16 protein-coding genes and 6 tRNA genes are annotated in these 18,878 nt (G+C 45.0%); 12 read left to right on the forward strand and 10 right to left on the reverse strand.

Annotated elements, in window-relative coordinates:
• Positions 1-126: 126 nt before the first annotated feature.
• The 4 genes from frdD to frdA are packed head-to-tail and all read right to left on the reverse strand — an operon-like array spanning position 127 to position 3,464.
• Positions 127-504, reverse strand: a complete 378-nt coding sequence (gene frdD, locus VPNCDNU1_RS10835) for a fumarate reductase subunit FrdD (RefSeq protein ID WP_104400346.1) — start codon at positions 502-504, stop codon at positions 127-129.
• A 10-nt stretch (positions 505-514) separates the two neighbouring features.
• Positions 515-898: a fumarate reductase subunit FrdC gene (gene frdC / locus VPNCDNU1_RS10840; protein WP_104400347.1), complete on the reverse strand. Its 384-nt coding sequence runs from the start codon at positions 896-898 to the stop codon at positions 515-517.
• 2 nt (positions 899-900) lie between these two features.
• Positions 901-1,659 carry a succinate dehydrogenase/fumarate reductase iron-sulfur subunit gene (locus tag VPNCDNU1_RS10845; RefSeq protein WP_104400389.1) on the reverse strand — a complete coding sequence of 253 codons (759 nt, stop codon included), beginning with the start codon at positions 1,657-1,659 and terminating at the stop codon, positions 901-903.
• Positions 1,659-3,464, reverse strand: coding sequence for a fumarate reductase (quinol) flavoprotein subunit (gene frdA, locus VPNCDNU1_RS10850; protein ID WP_104400348.1), 1,806 nt, complete (start codon positions 3,462-3,464; stop codon positions 1,659-1,661). Before frdA ends, VPNCDNU1_RS10845 begins: the two co-directional genes overlap by 1 nt.
• A 319-nt stretch (positions 3,465-3,783) precedes the next feature.
• Here frdA and epmA point away from each other — a divergent pair, with 319 nt between their 5' ends.
• Complete coding sequence (epmA, locus tag VPNCDNU1_RS10855) at positions 3,784-4,758, forward strand: elongation factor P--(R)-beta-lysine ligase (protein ID WP_104400349.1); 975 nt, start codon at positions 3,784-3,786, stop codon at positions 4,756-4,758.
• A 335-nt stretch (positions 4,759-5,093) separates the two neighbouring features.
• Here epmA and VPNCDNU1_RS10860 read toward each other — a convergent pair whose 3' ends face one another.
• From VPNCDNU1_RS10860 to rsgA, 5 genes are all read right to left on the reverse strand, one after another.
• On the reverse strand, positions 5,094-5,981 hold the full coding sequence (locus VPNCDNU1_RS10860; protein ID WP_104400350.1) for a DMT family transporter: 888 nt from the start codon (positions 5,979-5,981) through the stop codon (positions 5,094-5,096).
• 65 nt (positions 5,982-6,046) lie between these two features.
• Positions 6,047-6,760 carry a glycerophosphodiester phosphodiesterase gene (locus VPNCDNU1_RS10865; RefSeq protein WP_104400351.1) on the reverse strand — a complete coding sequence of 238 codons (714 nt, stop codon included), beginning with the start codon at positions 6,758-6,760 and terminating at the stop codon, positions 6,047-6,049.
• 17 nt (positions 6,761-6,777) lie between these two features.
• Entirely contained in the window at positions 6,778-8,193 is a 1,416-nt protein-coding gene (locus VPNCDNU1_RS10870) for an SLC13 family permease (RefSeq protein ID WP_104400352.1), read from the reverse strand.
• A 182-nt stretch (positions 8,194-8,375) separates the two neighbouring features.
• Positions 8,376-9,242 (reverse strand): archaetidylserine decarboxylase, encoded by an 867-nt coding sequence (gene asd, locus VPNCDNU1_RS10875; protein ID WP_104400353.1) that lies wholly within the window; start codon positions 9,240-9,242, stop codon positions 8,376-8,378.
• Between the two features lie 133 nt (positions 9,243-9,375).
• The gene (gene rsgA, locus VPNCDNU1_RS10880; protein ID WP_104400354.1) at positions 9,376-10,431 is read right to left on the reverse strand and encodes a small ribosomal subunit biogenesis GTPase RsgA; all 1,056 of its coding nucleotides are present in this window, start codon (positions 10,429-10,431) and stop codon (positions 9,376-9,378) included.
• 80 nt (positions 10,432-10,511) lie between these two features.
• Here rsgA and orn point away from each other — a divergent pair, with 80 nt between their 5' ends.
• From orn to VPNCDNU1_RS10915, 7 genes are all read left to right on the forward strand, one after another.
• Positions 10,512-11,057: an oligoribonuclease gene (gene orn / locus VPNCDNU1_RS10885; protein ID WP_104400355.1), complete on the forward strand. Its 546-nt coding sequence runs from the start codon at positions 10,512-10,514 to the stop codon at positions 11,055-11,057.
• Between the two features lie 242 nt (positions 11,058-11,299).
• Positions 11,300-11,375 (forward strand) — tRNA-Gly (locus VPNCDNU1_RS10890).
• Between the two features lie 63 nt (positions 11,376-11,438).
• Positions 11,439-11,515 (forward strand) — tRNA-Met (locus VPNCDNU1_RS10895).
• Positions 11,516-11,547: 32 nt separating this feature from the next.
• Positions 11,548-11,623 (forward strand) — tRNA-Gly (locus VPNCDNU1_RS10900).
• 49 nt (positions 11,624-11,672) lie between these two features.
• Positions 11,673-11,748: transfer RNA gene (locus VPNCDNU1_RS10905), tRNA-Gly, on the forward strand.
• Between the two features lie 63 nt (positions 11,749-11,811).
• Positions 11,812-11,888 (forward strand) — tRNA-Met (locus VPNCDNU1_RS10910).
• A gap of 32 nt (positions 11,889-11,920) precedes the next feature.
• A tRNA-Gly gene (locus tag VPNCDNU1_RS10915) sits at positions 11,921-11,996 on the forward strand.
• A 788-nt stretch (positions 11,997-12,784) separates the two neighbouring features.
• On the opposite strand, the gene queG is transcribed toward VPNCDNU1_RS10915, so the two are convergent.
• Entirely contained in the window at positions 12,785-13,897 is a 1,113-nt protein-coding gene (gene queG / locus VPNCDNU1_RS10920; RefSeq protein WP_104400356.1) for a tRNA epoxyqueuosine(34) reductase QueG, read from the reverse strand.
• A 236-nt stretch (positions 13,898-14,133) separates the two neighbouring features.
• On the opposite strand from queG, the gene tsaE reads away from it, so the two are divergent.
• The 4 genes from tsaE to miaA all read left to right on the forward strand — a co-directional run.
• Positions 14,134-14,598, forward strand: a complete 465-nt coding sequence (tsaE, locus tag VPNCDNU1_RS10925) for a tRNA (adenosine(37)-N6)-threonylcarbamoyltransferase complex ATPase subunit type 1 TsaE (protein WP_104400390.1) — start codon at positions 14,134-14,136, stop codon at positions 14,596-14,598.
• Positions 14,592-16,304: an N-acetylmuramoyl-L-alanine amidase gene (locus tag VPNCDNU1_RS10930; RefSeq protein ID WP_104400357.1), complete on the forward strand. Its 1,713-nt coding sequence runs from the start codon at positions 14,592-14,594 to the stop codon at positions 16,302-16,304. Before tsaE ends, VPNCDNU1_RS10930 begins: the two co-directional genes overlap by 7 nt.
• The gene (gene mutL / locus VPNCDNU1_RS10935; RefSeq protein WP_104400358.1) at positions 16,304-18,319 is read left to right on the forward strand and encodes a DNA mismatch repair endonuclease MutL; all 2,016 of its coding nucleotides are present in this window, start codon (positions 16,304-16,306) and stop codon (positions 18,317-18,319) included. The genes VPNCDNU1_RS10930 and mutL overlap by 1 nt, the downstream gene beginning before the upstream one ends.
• Positions 18,319-18,878 (forward strand): tRNA (adenosine(37)-N6)-dimethylallyltransferase MiaA (gene miaA / locus VPNCDNU1_RS29085; RefSeq protein WP_237324118.1); only part of this gene is annotated, 560 nt, incomplete at its 3' end. The genes mutL and miaA, both read left to right, overlap by 1 nt.

An 18,878-nucleotide genomic window follows, 5' to 3' on the forward strand; every position in this document is an offset into this window, starting at 1 on the left:
CGGCGGGATTATAGTGAGTAAGCGAACAGATTTATAGGGTGAAAATTGTACATATTTGTAAGGAAGCTTATAGAGCTACTCTAATAGAAGAGGTGAAAGGGAGTGAATCTCCCTTTCTTTTTCAGCTTAAACCATGAAGACGAACACAATAGAAATTGCCGTTATAAGACCAGAAAATGCATAACAGGCAATTTTTCCAACAACACCAGTATGGAACTTTAAATCGTGCATACCGTGGTGAATTCGATGCATCGCATGCCACATAGGTAATGAAAGCGTACCAATGATGAATAGGGCACCAATGAGGGAGGTCGCAAACTCAGAAACACGCTCGTAACTGAGAGCTTGCACATCAATTATCCCGAGTGGAACCAACACGCCTAGGATTAAGATAGTTATTGGGGTAATCATGGCAAACCATGTTCCCCCAGCACCAAATAGCCCCCACCAAATCGGTTCGTCGGAGCGTTGAGGCGCTTTATTTATCGAATAATTGGGTTTCATTTTATGCTCCTTACACCACGATGAGTACAACCAGAGAAATCACCGCCACTGCCGCCCATTGGCTGATTACAATGAGTTTCTTCTCGATGAGTCTTCCTTTCAAACGAATAGGCATCACTTGTGGCATCATGCTGAAAAACGTCTGAGCGTGGAGCAGGCTACCCGCCAGCGCAACGACGTTGATGGCAACCACCATCGGGTTTGCCATGAAGGCTAGCCAGCTTTGCCAAGCTTCTGGTCCTTTTACTAAGGCACCCAAACCAAAAGTGAGGAATACAGTAAAAAGCACCAACGGAAGTACAGTTGCTTCACGAAGCATATAGAATCGGTAGAAGGGGTGATCTTTCCACCACGTACGCTTGATTTCACGAACATAAGGTTTGCGGTTGCTCATGGTTACGCCTCCTCTTGTACTTGTTCATCTTGTGGCTTCAGCATAGCGATAACAAAGTCCATAGACGATGCTATTTTGCCTTGGTTTACCGCTGCTGCAGGGTCGACATTTTTGGGGCAAACATCAGAACAGTAGCCCACAAAGGTACAGCCCCAAGCGCCATTCTGACCGTTTATCAAGCCCATACGCTCTGCTTTACCGTGATCACGGCTGTCGAGGTTGTAGCGATGCGCCAGTGTTAATGCAGCGGGGCCCATGAATTCCGGGTTAAGACCAAATTGAGGGCAGGCCGCGTAGCAGAGCCCGCAATTGATGCAGCCAGCAAACTGCTTATACTTCGCCATTTGCTCTGGGGTTTGGATGTTTGTTCCGTCTTCAGGCTTACGGTCGTTACCGATAATGTAGGGTTTGATGGCTTCGAGACGCTCGATGAATGGGGTCATATCCACGATTAGATCTTTTTCGATAGGGAAATTCGCCAAAGGCTCGATTTTCACACCATCGGGGTAATCTCGTAGGAAGCTTTTACAAGCCAGTTTGGGCACCCCATTGACCATGATCCCACATGAACCACAAATCGCCATTCGACACGACCAACGGTAAGACAACTCTTTGTCCAAATGATCTTTCACGTAGCCTAAAGCATCGAGTACCGACATGGTTTCATCGAATGGGACGTCAAATGTCTGGAAGTGAGGCTCTGCATCTTTTTCAGGGTCATAACGCAGAATGTCGACTTTTTGAATGCGAGTGGCTGACATCATGCTTTCTCCTCTGCGGATTTGGCGGCTTCAGCGGCAGCAGCTTTTTCTGCGGCTTCTCCGTATAAACGTGCCTTAGGCTGTGATTTGGTGATTTTTACTTCGCTGTAATCGATGGTGGGCGCAGCATCAGGTTGATAAAAAGCAAGTGAATGCTTCAAGAACTGCTTGTCATCTCTATCGGTATAACCATCATCTAAACGTTGATGAGCTCCACGGGATTCTTTGCGCAATATGGCAGAATGCACCATAGCCTCCGCAACTTCTAACCCATAGCCGACTTCAATGGCATACAACAAATCCGTATTGAATACCTTTCCTTTGTCTTTAATGCTGATGCGCTTATATCGCGCTTTGAGCTCGGTGATTTTTTCAATGGTGGCTTGCATCAGATCTTCTTGACGATAAATACCGCAGCCCGCTTCCATGGTATGACCCATTTCTGTGCGAATATCTGCCCAGTTTTCATCCCCTTCCTGATTCATCAATGCTTGAATTCGAGCTTCTACATCCTGGATTTGAGAAGCGATAGCGTCGTCGTTCCATCCAGCGAATTCTTCGATATGCTTCACTGCGTTTTCACCGGCGACTCGCCCGAAGACCACAAATTCAGCCAGAGAGTTGGAACCCAGCCTGTTCGCGCCGTGCAACCCAACCGATGCGCATTCACCGACCGCAAACAAACCTTTAATGCGAGTTTCACAGCCTTTATCTGTTTCTATACCACCCATGGTGTAATGCACTGTGGGTCTTATTGGAATGGGTTCTTTGGCTGGATCGACATTCACGTACGCTTTAGCCAGTTCGCAAATGAAAGGCAAGCGCTCTTGTAGGTAGGCTTCTCCGAGGTGGCGAAGATCGAGGTGAACCACATCGCCCAAAGGATGTTTAATGGTGTTTCCTTTTTGTTGCTCGTGCCAGAAAGCTTGGGAGACTTTATCTCTCGGACCAAGCTCCATGTATTTGTTTTTGGGCTGACCAACCGGCGTTTCCGGTCCCATGCCGTAATCTTGCAAATATCGGTAGCCGTTTTTATTGACGATAATACCGCCTTCGCCACGGCAACCTTCGGTCATTAAAATACCGGTTCCCGGCAACCCAGTTGGATGGTATTGCACAAATTCCATATCACGGAGTGGTACACCGTGGCGGTATGCCATCGCCATTCCATCACCAGTCACAATGCCGCCATTGGTGTTGCAGTGATAAACGCGTCCCGCCCCTCCGGTTGCCAAAACAACGGATTTGGCTTTAATTACAACCAGTTCACCTTCAGACATGTGAATGGCTATCAGGCCTTGAATCTCGCCGTCGTTGACCAATAAGTCGACCACAAAGTACTCATCAAACCGATGAATGTTGGAGTACTTCATCGAGGTTTGGAACAGGGTGTGAAGCATGTGAAAGCCCGTTTTATCTGCCGCAAACCAGGTTCGCTCCACTTTCATGCCGCCAAATCGGCGTACATTCACTTCACCGTTTTCTTTACGGCTCCATGGGCAGCCCCATTGCTCCATTTGAATCATTTCACGAGTGGCGTTTTCTACGAAGTATTCCACTACATCTTGTTCACACAACCAGTCTCCACCGCCAACGGTATCGTTGAAGTGGTTGTCGAGGCTGTCCTCGTCTTTGATAACAGCTGCGGATCCCCCTTCGGCAGCAACGGTATGAGATCGCATGGGATAGACTTTAGAAATAAGAGCGATGTCTAATTCTGGGTTTGATTCAGCAGCAGCGATTGCAGTGCGGAGACCAGCGCCGCCAGCGCCGATGACTGCGATATCTGTGGTTATAGTCTGCACAGTTACCTCCGGTTAGTAACGACAAATGCAAAAACGACAGCGCACGTGTAGCGAGCCGTCCCTGCTGGATTCGGTTGAATCCATTAATCCTAAAAAACCTTGATTCCTGTAGGTATATTAAAAGAGCTCCTATACCGAAAAATTGATTCAATTGGGTTTTTGCTTCGGTAATGCAAGTAAGAGTATAAAATTTCTAGAATGTGTGATTTTAATCACTGATGTGCAATCTGCCTTAGTGATGGGAGAAGAAGAATCGACGCTGGAAGATAAAGGGGGGTAGGGCTAAAATAGTGCACTTGAATACCCAAAGAGAACTTGTATGCCCATAATTAATTGGCAACCGACCGCGGATATTACGCAGTTGAAGCAACGCGCAGAATTGATTGGAAAGATACGTGCGTTTTTTCAACGCAGGGATGTATTGGAAGTCGACACGCCCGCGATGAGCCACGCTACGGTAACGGATATTCACTTGCATACCTTTCAAACTCAGTTTGTAGGGCCAGACTATGCTAATGGGCGTTCTCTCTATTTAATGACCAGCCCTGAGTTTCACATGAAACGTCTGCTTGCCGCTGGCAGTGGCTCGATCTATCAGATTTGTAAGTCGTTTCGAAATGAAGAAAACGGGCGATTTCACAATCCTGAATTCACTATGTTGGAGTGGTATCGAATTGGATTTAATCATCATGATTTGATGGATGAAATGGATGAGCTACTTCAACTTACCCTTACTTGCGAGAAAGCAGATCGCATGACCTATCAAAATGCTTTTTTGTCGGTGTTAGGGGTGTGCCCACTGGAAGATTCCATGGACACCTTAAAGCGAGCAGCAGGTGAATTGGGCTTAAACGATATTGCGCAATCAGAAGAAGACAGAGACACGTTATTACAGCTTCTGTTTAGTGTCGGCGTCGAAAATAAGATAGGGCAGGATGCCCCAGTGTTTGTGTATGATTTTCCTGCCTCCCAAGCAGCACTAGCAAAAATCAATCAACAAGATTCGAGAGTAGCGGATCGATTTGAAGTCTATTTCAAGGGGATTGAACTCGCGAATGGGTTCCATGAACTGGATAACCCTTCCGAGCAGCTATCGCGATTTGAACAAGACAATAAACAGCGAATCGCTATGGGTTTGAGTGAGCAGCCCATTGATTATCATCTAATAGATGCTTTAAAAGCAGGGTTACCGCAGTGTGCTGGTATTGCGCTGGGGATCGATCGTTTGGTTATGTTGGCGTTGGGCGAAGAGCACATTGATCGCGTCACTGCCTTCTCGTTTCCAAGAGCTTGAGTACAGGCTAGAGAAAACAATAATTGCGGCTGGGCGAGTGCAAATAAACAAAAACCACCTAAGCGGTGGTTTTTGTTTATCACAATGTATTTGGCATCAACAATTCGATAAGCAGCACTTACGTTGAAACAAGTATCTTAACTTGTTGATGCAGTAATGTTTCTCGAAGTAGGAAGCTTCGATACCTCATCACCAAAGGTATTTAGGATTCAAGGTCGGGATTGAGTCGTACTCTCGTTCCACAGACTTTGCCAATATATCTCTAAAATATTTTTAATGCAAATGGTTCTCAATAGCGTTTGATTTTTTGTTTTATTTTTTGGCTAGAGGAACCGCTAAGTAACAAGAATCCCCGTCCCTATTACGGCTAAGATTGCGCCTATCCAAGCATAGGGGTTTGGGCGTTGTCGCGTGTAAACCCACAGTAAAGGCAATACCATGATGGGTGTGGTTGAAGAGAGTAATGCGACCATGCCGACATTGCCGTCTCGCAGGGCATAAAGAATCAGTGTCATGCCAACCGCCATTGCCAAAAATCCATTAATGGCGCATATCCAAAGGATACGTAAGTTGATGGGTTTAATCGGGCGAGACAGTTTGGCTCCGGTCATTCTAAATGCACAGTGCGCAAGAAATGCGGTAATCATTCGAATCGCTGACGCAGCAACGGGGTCAATGTTGCCCTGCATGACGGGTTTTGCAATGACCCCACCTAAAGCCTGACAAATCGCCGCGAGCAAACCTAACGCGAGCCCAATGGCGACGCTGCCTTGTATCACTTCCCACTCGTGTTGACCTTGTTTTTTCTTTCCAAAGAAAATGGCGGCCATTACACCTGAAAAAACCAGTACCGATCCGAATAGTTCCGTTCCACTTAATGTTTCGCTGAATATCCAGTACCCCAGAATGGCTGAAAACACGGCATGGCAAGAAAAAAGCAAGCCTGCTTGTCTTGGTCCCATACGGTTCATACACGCGAACAGAGCGGTATCCCCAATGAAGATTCCCACTAACCCAGACAACGCCATAGGTAAGATGTGTTCACTGGTGATGGTTGCCCAACCACCGGTAAATAGCGCCATAATAATGAGGATGATTGAAGTGCAGCCCATCCGCCACCGACTGTAGGAAAAGGAACCTAAATGTCTCGCGGGTGTAACAGAGATAATGCTGGAAATTGCCCAGAGAAAAGCGGCTGCTAAAGCAAGCCATTCGTATGACATCGCGTTTAAAGATCAGGTGGTTATAAAAAACTCACTATGCCTTAATTACTGGGCAACAACTAGCATTATTTCCAGTGAAATTTTTGGGGTTGTGGGAAGTGTTCTATCGCATTACTTGGGCAATCACAGAATACGCCATCTACACCGATTTCATTCAACCACTGCCAATCTTCAAGTTGGTTAACGGTGTAAACATAAACAGCAAGACCACGTTTTTTGGCGTCTTTGACGTAGTCTTCATCCATCACGTCAAGGCTGATGTTTATGGACGCTGCGTTTAGGTTTTCAGCAAATTCAGCTTTATCGAGGCCTTTTGAGCTGGTTAAAGCACCAATGAGCACACTAGGCTTAGTTCGTTGTATCTCAGCGAGCCAATCATGGTTAAAAGAAGAAACTATCAACTGTCGGTTCGAGAACTTGAACTGCTCCGTTGCGAGATCGAGATGACGATAGAGTAACGAGAGATCCGAGATGCCTTTTAACTCAATATTCAAAGCACATTGACCTTTTACGAGAGCGAGAACCTGATTTAATGTTGGAATCACTTCGCCATTGCCCGCATCAAGTTTGCTTAATGAATCACGGTCAAACCACTTAAGTAATCCTATGCCATTTGTGGTTCGATTGAGCCATTTGTCGTGGATGACCCAAAGTTCACCATCGTGTTCGTGGATATCCAGTTCTATCGCAGGTGCACCACTATCAAGGGCCGCTTGAAAAGCAGACAAAGTGTTTTCAGGATGGGTTGCTCGTGCACCACGATGGGCAATGATGATCATGTTTGGGCTCCGTCAGATCAGTAAAATATCCACATCGCAGAGTATACGATTCCAAGCCCAATTATGCCCATGATAACGCCAGTTTTTGCCATATCTTTGCTGTCTATTAGCCCTGTGGAGTACGCAAGAGAATTCGGTGGTGTGGAAACCGGTAGAATCATGCCTAAGGATGCCGAAAAAGCCACAACGACGAGCAGTGACTGCAAACCACCGATGCTTGCGAGTGAGGGCATCGATGCCCCAATCGCAGCAGCAATGGGCATCAAAAGGTTAGCGGTCGCGGTATTCGACATAAAGTTGGCCATCAGCCAGCACACAACAGACAATGTGAGTACGACGGCAATTGGCGATAACGATTCATAATCGATAGCATGAGCCAGAGCGCTGGCTAACCCCGTGTTATCCAAGCCGATACCAATCGCTATGCCACCTGCAACCAGCCATAACACATCCCAATTGATTTGCTTGAGCTCTGCTTTTCCCATTATTCCTGTGAGGGTGAACACTGTTAAAGGAATGATGGAAACCACATACGTATTCATGCCATGAAATTTCGTCGTCATCCACAACATAATGGTGAGTGCAAAGGTGATGTAAACCGTAATGGCTCGCCAACCTCGCTTAAAAGTGCCGCTGAGTTTGAGTGTCATGCTTTTTTGCGAGGCAGGAAAAAGCTTTTGCAGAAGCAGCCAAGCGATGGTCAGTTGAATAAAGACAAAAGGCAGCCCCATCATCATCCAAGATAGAAAATCAATACTGTGCTCACCAGTTAGATACTGTAAAGCGATAGCGTTAGGTGGTGTACCTATCGGCGTGGCAATTCCTCCCGTATTTGCGGCAATAGGAATGCAAAGCACCAAGGCTTTGATGCCTGTGTCTCCTTTTGGCGCTGAAGCCACAATAGGACCAAGTAGGGCAAGCATCATTACTGTCGTCGCGGTGTTTGACATAAACATGGAAAACACGGCGGTTATCAGCATCAGGCCTAACATAATGAATCTAGGCTGGTGGCCAAAGGGTTTCAGGAGGACTCGGGCTAAATTATTGTCTAGATCGTATTTTGCGGCGGCAATCGCGAGAGCAAATCCACCCATAAACAAAATGATAATGGGTGAAGAGAACGCACTAAAAATATCGGTATATGTGAGAAGTTCTCCCAGTTCATGGTTGTCGGGTGCGATTCGAAATGGATGTAACCCTTTATCCGAAATCATCACTAGCTGAAGTGCAATGATGAGGATTGATGTTGCGAAAACAGGGACAGGCTCCAAAACCCAAAGCAATGCGGCAAGCAAGAATATCGTGAGTAACCGATGTTGGACCAACGTCAGGTTATCGATAGGAATGGAATCGGTAGGAATGAGAAGAACAATAATGGGAATAGCGAAACTGAAGACGAGTTTAAACCAGATCGCAGAGTTGCTCTTTACCATAATCTATCTCGTTGAAGCCTTAACCTAGAGGCAGAATAAATTAAGATTCGGTGGTGTACTTAGATCGTGTCGGTAATTTAGAAAGGTGCGCGTGGCTATTGAATAGAAGTTTGTTTTTTATCAAAAAAGGCAGGTTTTAACCTGCCTTTATCGGGATATCTTTATTTGAGTATACTGTGCAGTTAGTCTTTCGATTGATGCGCGTAAGGTGTACCCATAATCGTCGGTGCGTTTAGCTGCATACTTTCATCGAACTTAATACTGTCTTTCGCAAATAGGTTGATAACGGTTGAGCCAAGCTTAAAGCGACCCATTTCCTCACCCTTTTTTAGTACAACAGATTTGTTGCCTTCTGCTGGATAATCCCAAGTGTAAACAGTGTTACCACGAGGTGGAGTGACAGTGCCTGCCCATATTAGCTCGATGCTGCCAACAATGGTTGCACCAACCAGTACTTGTGCCATTGGACCAAATTCAGTATCGAAGATACAAACAACACGTTCGTTGCGAGCGAATAAGTTAGGCACGTTTTCCGCTGTTAATGGGTTTACGGAAAACAAATCGCCTGGCACATAAATCATTTTACGCAGTGTTCCGTCACAAGGCATATGTACCCTGTGGTAGTCACGCGGTGATAGATAAAGCGTTGCAAATTCGCCATCAACAAACTCTTCAGCTAAGGTTTCACTGCCACCTAGCAACTCTTGCGCTGAGTAGTTGTGACCTTTTGCTTGAATGAGCTGACCATCTTCAATTGGACCGAATTGGCTCACACAGGCATCGGCAGGGTGCGATATGACGGAATCACCTTCCGCAAGAGGACGAGCCCCGTCTTTTAGCTCACGTACGAAAAACTCATTGAAAGTTTTGAAGTAAGCAGGATCCGAATGCAAAGCTTCGTCCATATTGACGTTGTATTGCTTGATAAACCAACGAATTACGGCTGTGGTTAGGCTGCCTGCTTTTGCGCTCGCCAGTTTACCGACAAGGCGCGTTAATCCATGTTGAGGAATCCAGTACTGGAGACTCACTTTAATTTTATCTAACACAATTGATTCCAATTTGTTCTACAAGTCGGCGCGAGATGTTACTGAATCTCACTTCTGTTGTCAGCTTCTTTACAATATGGGTTTACGATTTGCCACAAATTTGTGGCAAATATCGCCAAGTAGGGGCTTATGGTTACAAGTCGGCTTTTTTATTGCGTGAGTACTGCCTGTTGGCTTTGTTCTCACCCATGCTCTCAATAATGCGGTGGTAGTTTTCAAATCGAACACTGCTGATCTCTCCGCGTTCGACCGCTTCTCGAATAATACAGCCTGGGTCGTCATTGTGTTTACAATCGCGAAACTTACAGCCGCCTAAGAACGGTCGAAATTCTACAAAAGCTTCCGTAACCTCTTCCGCTTCTAAGTGCCAGAGGCCGAATTCACGGACTCCAGGGGAGTCGATAAGGTCGCCCCCTTTAGGGAAGTGATACAGTCTCGCTGTGGTCGTTGTGTGTTGCCCCAATCCGGAGTTTTCTGATACGGCACCTTCTTCAGCATCGACTTCTGGCATTAATGCGTTGACTAAGCTGGATTTTCCGACGCCAGATTGTCCCACAAAGATGTTAATTCTATCTTTAAGTTCGATTTGCAGTTCTTCGATCCCTTCTCCGGACTCCTTACTGACCAACAGAACTTTATAGCCAATTTTCTCATACGCCGTTAACCATTCGCGATAGGTTTCGCGTTGCGTACTGTCTAGCAAGTCGATTTTATTCAAGACGATCAAAGGTTCAATATTCAATGTCTCGGAAGCGACAAGGTAGCGGTCAATAATGTTGAGAGAAAGTTCAGGTAATACAGAAGAAACGATCACCATTTGGTCAATGTTCGCTGCGACAGGTTTTAAACCGTCGTAGTAGTCTGGACGGGTCAAGATAGAGGTTCTCGGCTCGACGGCTTCAACCACACCCGCTATACCTGCCATAGATTCATGACCAGATCGCCAGATAACTTTGTCTCCAGAGACTAAACTTTCAATACCACGTCTGAGATTGCAGCGATGAACGTTTCCAGATTCACTGTCTTCAATGTCGGCGTGTTGACCAAAACGAGTGATGACCAGCCCTGATTTGGCTGATCCCAACATAGACTCTTCCCATTGGATGGTTTCTTCTTGGGTCAATCGCTTTTTTTGGTTATGACGAACGCGTCGTACTTGACCTTTTGTGAGCTTTTTCTTTTTTGCCACGGATTATCAACTTCTTTGGTTGGAATTCCAAAATAGGTGGGTATGATACCTCTTTTATCAACAAAATAGGCAATTCATCTATGTCGTTCAGCGATCAAAACTTAATTTGGATCGATCTAGAGATGACAGGGTTAGACCCTGAAACCCATAAGATCATTGAAATCGCTACCATTGTTACCGATAGTGAGCTCAATATTCTCGCTGAAGGACCCGTTCTCGCTATTCATCAGCCTGAAGAAGAGCTAGCGAAAATGGATGAATGGTGCACAACCACGCATACAGGCAGTGGTTTAGTGGCTCGGGTTAAACAGAGCACCGTGACAGAGCAGCAAGCCATCGATCAAACCATAGAATTCTTAAAACAATGGGTACCTGCTGGTAAATCACCAATTTGCGGTAACAGTGTTGGTCAGGATCGCCGTTTTCTATATGAATTTATGCCGGAGCTTGAAGCGTACTTCCACTACCGCTATATCGATGTCAGTACCATTAAAGAGCTGACACGTCGTTGGCAGCCAGAAGTGCTAACACAGTTTTCAAAAACAGGTAGTCACCTTGCTTTGGACGATATTCGTGAGTCTATTGCTGAACTTCAGTTTTACCGCAAGAAAGTATTTAGCATCTAAATCCTTCCTAATTCTTCCCGTGTTGCCTTTCCGAGGTATTTGAGAACACGGGTATCTATGAATTTCGAGTCTTTTAGAATCAACCTTAATGATTGAATTGATTAAGGGATGAACGAATATGGTGGCTTTTGTTTCTTTTTCCATCAAACTAACAATTTTTTTGATTTTTTTGAATGAAGGGCTTGCATCAAAAGAAAATGCTCTTATAATTCGCAGCCCTAAACGACGGAAACGTTGTGAATGCGACACTAGCTCAGCTGGTAGAGCGCAACCTTGCCAAGGTTGAGGTCACGAGTTCGAACCTCGTGTGTCGCTCCAATTTCCACTTAGTTTGGAAATAATAAGCTTTCATCATGCTTTAAATGGTGACTACAATACGGACGCGGGGTGGAGCAGCTTGGTAGCTCGTCGGGCTCATAACCCGAAGGTCGTCGGTTCAAATCCGGCCCCCGCAACCACATTTAGATTGATTGCTACTGCGATGAATCATGCGACACTAGCTCAGCTGGTAGAGCGCAACCTTGCCAAGGTTGAGGTCACGAGTTCGAACCTCGTGTGTCGCTCCACTTTCTAGCAAGAAAGTACAAAAGCTTTTATCGTGCTTAACGATGATCTGCGACACTAGCTCAGCTGGTAGAGCGCAACCTTGCCAAGGTTGAGGTCACGAGTTCGAACCTCGTGTGTCGCTCCAGATTCTTTCCCTTAAGGGAAATATAAGCGCTCATCATGCTTTGAATGATGATTACAATACGGACGCGGGGTGGAGCAGCTTGGTAGCTCGTCGGGCTCATAACCCGAAGGTCGTCGGTTCAAATCCGGCCCCCGCAACCACATTCAGATTGATTGCTACTGCGATGAATCATGCGACACTAGCTCAGCTGGTAGAGCGCAACCTTGCCAAGGTTGAGGTCACGAGTTCGAACCTCGTGTGTCGCTCCAAATTTTTTCAAAGAAAAATTCAACCTTACTAAGGTTGAGGTCACACCTAGTTCCTTGAAGATCAGGAATCTCGTGTGTCGCTCTAAATTTCTTCGCTTATAAGCTAACTCGTTTAGAAACTAAAAAGCGCTTAGAAAGTAAAAATTCTCACTAGAATTGTTAGTGACGATTCTCCCGAAAGGGAATGATGTGAAGACGCATCAACCGCTCTTTATCAATGCTGTGAAGCATTACCCCAGAAAGAAACAAAACAATCACCCAGTCGGGTGTTTTTTTTCGTTTTCAATTTACAGCTAGCCAACGCCATAAACGGTGCTCAGTTTTCCACTGCTTTTAATAAGTATATAGGGGAGCCTGCCGCATGTTTACAATTTAGTTAACAGACTTATCCACAAATCAACTTCTGTGGATAACTTGGTTGATAAATTGTTTTATTAAGAAGTTTTGAAAGGATTTGCAAGGATCTTTCTTTTGTTTTCGGCGTCACGCTTAAAGATGAAAATCATGTAAGCCTTTGTATAACAAGCGATGAGGGGTATTTTTACTTTTTAGCTAATGTAAGAGTTAAGATCACTAACTCGTATTTTTTTGATCCTCGTCATTTATTGTGTCTGTGTTTAACTTTTCGTTATCCAGCTATCTGTGCTACCAAATTCGCTTTTTTCCACATAGAGCACTTTTTGAGAATCACATCAAATTATAGGTACAAATACCGTCTCAGATTTTGAACTTTTAATTACAGGAAATATATTTTGCGGTGTTTTATAAGTGGTCAGTTACATAGGCGACTATGCATCTCTAGGTAGACCCTTTTGGATTATCCTGATTAGACGCTCTTTTTTCCTGTCTTTGATTGGTGTTTTTGCTATTTGGCTGTCTATTGCCCATTGGATATGCTCATCCAAATTATCATCCATTCCAATTCGCTCTCGAAGAGCATAGACGATATCTTGAGAAAAGGGAGCATTGCCCATTGCTACAGCAATATTTCTCATCCATTGAATATGACCAATACGCCGAATCGCAGAGCCTTCCATCTTTTTTAGAAATTCCTGTTCAGACCAAGATATTAAAGTAATCAGATCGGAAGACCCAAATGCATCGCGTCGATGAAAATCTGTTTGATCTGTGATGTCTGCTTCGCGATTCCATGGGCACACGAGTTGGCAATCGTCACAACCGTATATTCTGTTTCCCATTTTGGAGCGAAGCTCTACTGGGATTTTTCCACTTAACTCGATCGTTAAATACGAAATGCAAAGGCGAGAGTCGATAACGCCTTCACTTATAATGGCACCCGTTGGGCAGGAGGTTATGCACGCTTTGCAGCTTCCGCATTGATCGGTAGAGGGTTCATCAATAGGTAAAGGCAGATCAATCAACAGTTCACCTAGGAAGAACCAAGAACCAGCGCCTTCATCTAATATAAGTGAGTGTTTTCCTGTCCAGCCTAATCCAGCCTTTTGAGCTAAAGGGCGTTCCAAGATAGGTGCCGAATCAACAAACGGACGGTAACCAAACTTTCCTGCCTCTTGCTCAATCCGTTGCCCAAGCTTTTTAAGCTGATTGCGTACCAATTTGTGATAATCCCGTCCAAGGGCGTATCGGCTTACGTAGCCTTGGGTGGTGTCATCAAGGTTACTTGCAAATTGAGCATCAGGAGGGAGATAGTTCATGCGAGCGCTGATCACCCGAACGGTTCCAGGCAATAACTCATTGGGCCTAGCTCGCATCATTCCGTGTCGAGCCATCCAGTCCATTTCTCCGTGGTATCCTGCATCCAGCCAATCTTGCAGGGGTTTCTCGTGCTCTTTTAAGTCGACATCGCAAATGCCAACTTTCTGGAAGCCAAGTTCTATAGCCCACTGTTTAATTTTGACGGCGAGTTCGGAGTAATCCATGATGCTAATAGCGTGAAAAATGGGCGACGATTCTAACTGATCCTATAAGTAAAAAGAACACCTTTCCAGAACTGAGCATAGATAAACAAGGCTAGTTTAGAATAGGAGGGGTCATATGGAACATTTTTTATCGTTTCTTAACAGATAAGATCTTGTCTCTCAAAACCAACACGGTTTACTATTCCGTTTCTTTTGAATTTTATATAGTCGTTGATCGGCACTGGAACATGCAACAAATGAACATGAAACAATATTCCCTCATTGATGAAAACGCGACAGTCGAGTTTGGACAGCGAGTAGCGAAGGCATGTACCCAGCAAACGACCATTTACTTACATGGTGATCTAGGTGCAGGCAAGACTACGTTCAGCCGCGGCTTTATACGGTTTCTAGGGCATGTTGGTAATGTAAAAAGCCCAACCTATACATTGGTGGAGCCTTACCAGTTAAAAGATTGGCAAGTTTATCATTTTGACTTGTATCGACTGGCAGACCCAGAAGAATTGGAATTTATGGGTATTCGTGATTACTTTACTCCTGATGCGATCTGCCTTGTCGAGTGGCCTGAAAAAGGTGAAGGGCTTCTGCCTTCTCCTGACTTGGATATTGAATTGAAATATGACCAAACCCAGCGTATTGCTACGGTCACAGCGAATACGGATTATGGTCATGCTTTGCTTAAGAACTTGGAGTCGTGTTGATTTATAAGCAATTTCGAGCGTTTTTACTGTTTGCTTTCTTTTTTCTGTTCGGGGTTGCTGCCAATGTATCGGCGAATACGCTTGAGGGAGTGAGGGTTTGGCCCTCACCAGAAGAAACTCGTATCGTCATTGATTTGAGCAGTGAAGCCAATTACAGCTACTTTACACTAACGAATCCAGTGCGATTGGTTGTCGATCTTAAACAAACGAATGTGAAGGCTAAACTTCCCATCAATGTTAAAGATTCAGCCGTATTGAAGAAAATTCGGAAAAGTACACCGCCAACCAAAGGTACTTATCGCTTAGTCTTCGAACTGAAAAAGAAGGCTACACCAAACTTATTCAAGCTAAGCCCAACACCTGGTGGGCAGTATGGTCATCGTCTCGTGATTGATTTGCCTCACGGTAAAGTCAGCAAACCAGCCAAAGCTCAGCCATCAAATCCCATTGTTCCTTCTAAACCTTCACCGAGTAAGGATGCTTCCCAATTTTTAGGTAATGCTGACGTCATTATTGCCATCGATCCAGGACATGGTGGTGAAGATCCCGGATCCATTGGTCCCACAAAAAAATATGAAAAGCACGCCACGCTCATCATTTCAAAAAAATTAGCCAGCGAACTAAACCAAGTCCGCGGGGTACGCGCCGTTCTTACTCGAACTGGTGATTACTTTGTTAATCTGAACAAGCGCTCTTCGATCGCTCGTAAGAATAAAGCACATCTTCTTGTGTCAGTGCATGCCGACAGTTTCCGTTCACCACAACCACGTGGGGGTTCTGTTTTTGTTCTCAATGTTCGTCGTGCCAATAGCGAAATTGCTCGTTGGGTAGAAAAACACGAGGAACAGTCAGAACTTTTAGGTGGTGCGGGTGAAGTATTGTCTAAGGTTAATAACGACAGAAACGTCAGCCAGACCTTATTGGATCTCAAATTCAGTCATTCACAGAAAGAAGGGTATAAGGTCGCCACCAAAATTCTGAAAGAAATGGGCAAAGTAACTCGCCTTCATAAGAAAGAGCCTGTTCATGCCAGCCTAGCGGTCTTAAAGTCTCCCGATATCCCATCGGTATTGGTTGAAACGGGTTTTATGTCTAACCCGGTAGAAGAAAAATTGTTATTCCAACGTGCGCATCAAAACAAACTGGCAAAAGCGCTATCGAAAGCCATTGTCGACTATTTCGAGGCAAATCCACCTGAAGGCACTTGGTTAGCGAACAAAGGGGCGACCATTAAACACAAAGTGGTGCGCGGAGAGTCGCTGTCGCGAATTGCACAAAAATACGGAACGACAACAAAAGCCATTGTTGCGGCGAATAAACTAAAAAGCACCAATATTTCTATTGGGCAAGTACTGCTTATCTCTGGAGACGCCCCAACTGCGCCATCTGTGAAAACACAAGTCATTACACATGTGGTGAAACCAGGTGAGTATCTAGGTAAGATTGCGAGCAAATATAAGGTGTCTGTTGCGAGTATTAAACAGCAAAATAAGTTGAAATCGAATACGCTAAAGGTTGGGCAGAAGTTAAAAATTCAAGTCAAATTGAAAGATAAGCCGGTAGTGAAACACAAAGTGAGAAAAGGTGAATACCTTGGCAAAATTGCATCTCAATATGGCGTGTCGACTTCTGCAATCAAAAAAGTGAACAACTTAAAATCTGACACCTTATCGGTAGGGCAGATTCTGATCATCCCGAGCAAATAATGACGATAAAGATACTGCCTGCACGATTAGCGAACCAAATTGCCGCAGGTGAAGTGGTCGAAAGACCCGCGTCTGTTGTAAAAGAGCTGGTTGAAAACAGTTTAGATTCAGGCGCGACTCGCATAGATATCGATATTGATAAAGGTGGTGCTAAGCTAATTCGTGTTCGCGATAACGGCAAAGGCATCATTAAAGAAGAGCTTGGACTGGCACTGAGTCGCCATGCTACATCGAAGATCCATACGCTGGATGACCTCGAAGCCATTATGAGTCTAGGGTTTCGAGGTGAAGCGCTAGCCAGTATCAGCTCAGTTTCTCGATTGACGATGACATCACGACCTGCAACTCAAGATCAAGCATGGTCTGCATACAGTGAAGGTCGAGATATGGAAGTAAAACTCCAGCCGACCGCGCACCCGATTGGGACCTCTGTCGAAGTGTTGGATTTGTTTTTTAACACGCCTGCTCGCCGAAAATTCTTACGTACTGAGAAAACTGAGTTCTCCCATATTGATGAATTGCTAAAGCGCATTGCCTTAAGCCGATTTGATGTGACCATCAATTTGCGTCACAACGGAAAAATGATTCGACAGTATCGAGCAGCAAAAACCGAACGTCAGGAAGAAGCCCGTATTGCAGCGGTTTGTGGTGGTGCATTTGTCAGGCACATGTTGAAGATTGAGTTAGAACACCAAGGGCTGAAATTGCATGGCTGGATCACCACTCCAGAAGGGGCTCGTCAGCAAAGCGACTTACAATATTGTTATGTGAATGGTCGAATGATGAGAGATAAACTGATCAATCATGCCATTCGCCAGAGCTATGAAAACAGCTTAAGCCCTGATCAGTATGCTACTTATGTTTTGTTCATTGAACTTGACCCACACCAAGTGGACGTAAATGTGCATCCTGCGAAACACGAAGTGCGTTTCCATCAAGCGAGGTTGGTACATGACTTTATTTACCAAGCACTGAGTGATGCATTGTCGCAAAGTGAAGTCATTACTCCTGTAGAAACACGTGCCTCGGCGTATCATCAACCAGCGACTAACGAAGAACAACACCGTGTAATGGAAGCTATTGCGAGTTCGCCAGCGTATCCAAGAAAAGCTGAGCCAGCTTCCTACAACGAAGTACTTTCCACTCAGTGGATTAACGATGCTGTACCAAGTGATATTACCGAGCATCATCAAAAAGACTTCTCACCATCAACAAGTTTCTCATCATCTACAAACCGCTCATCAGCCACAAACAATGAATGGCAGCAAACAAAAACGCCAAATAGTTCTGGCTCTGGCGGCAGTAAAAGCAAACCGCAGTTTAAAGAAGAAGCACCAAGTTGGCAGGAAGTTCAAGCATACAAAGAACTGCTTAACACCCCTGAAGATACAAAGCCCATTGAGCGCATAAGGGCAAATACATCAGAGGTTCAAGATGCTCTAGAAACAAAACGAGATCACTTTGTATTGGGTAAAGCGTTTACGGTTGTTAGTGATCAATACTTGTTGATGGAAGCGAAGCCAGAATGTGTTCTGGTGAATTTACCGAGAGCAGAGTGGCACCGAACTCAATGCCAATTGTCGGCGAGTGAAGCTCCTTTAAAAGCTCAGCCTCTTCTTGTGCCACTTTCTATCAAACTGGATAAGAACTTGGTTGAGCAGGTTTCACTATTTGATACTTTGCTTCAACGGCTTGGAATTCAGCTGCGTGAAAAAAATGCACGCAGTATCATGGTGATGGCAGTGCCACAGCCTATCAGGCAGCAAAACTTACAACTCTTGATACCAGATCTGTTATCGTATCTGCAGAACCAAACCCAAGATATTGAAGTGAACCAAGTTTCTAATTGGCTGGCGACTGAAGTAACTCAGGTTAAAGCAACCTACTCAACATCAGAAGCCATACAGTTAATTTCGGATATTGAAAACCTGAGTGAGGGGCGATTGCCTGTCGATGACCCAGTGTTTTGTCAGCCGATTGACTTCGCATCAACCATTGCAGCATTGAATTCGTGATGACAGATAAACTTCCATTGGCCCTATTTTTAATGGGACCAACAGCGTCGGGTAAAACCGAAGTAGCAATACGATTAAGACAAAAATACCCTGTTGAGATCATTAGCGTTGATTCCGCTTTGATCTACAAAGACATGGATATTGGTACGGCAAAACCCGATGAGCGAGAGCAAGAACTTGCACCGCACCGCCTGATCGATATTCTCGATCCAAGCGAATCGTATTCCGCAGCGGATTTTCGTCGAGACGCACTCGAACAAATGCATGATATCGCTTCGAAAGGGAAAATTCCGCTTCTGGTTGGCGGAACTATGCTGTATTACAAGGCTCTATTAGAAGGACTGTCGCCTTTGCCTGCGGCAGATCCTGCAATTCGTCAAGAAATAGAGCAAGATGCGTTGACTTTAGGTTGGTCAGCGTTGCACGATAAACTGAAAGAAATTGATCCTGTATCAGCGAAGAGAATTCACCCGAATGATCCACAAAGATTGTCACGGGCATTGGAAGTTTACAAAATTTCAGGTAAAACTCTTACTGAACTGACCAAAAAGCAAGGTAA

The organism is Vibrio penaeicida, from assembly GCF_002933855.1.
Lineage (GTDB): Bacteria > Pseudomonadota > Gammaproteobacteria > Enterobacterales > Vibrionaceae > Vibrio > Vibrio penaeicida_A.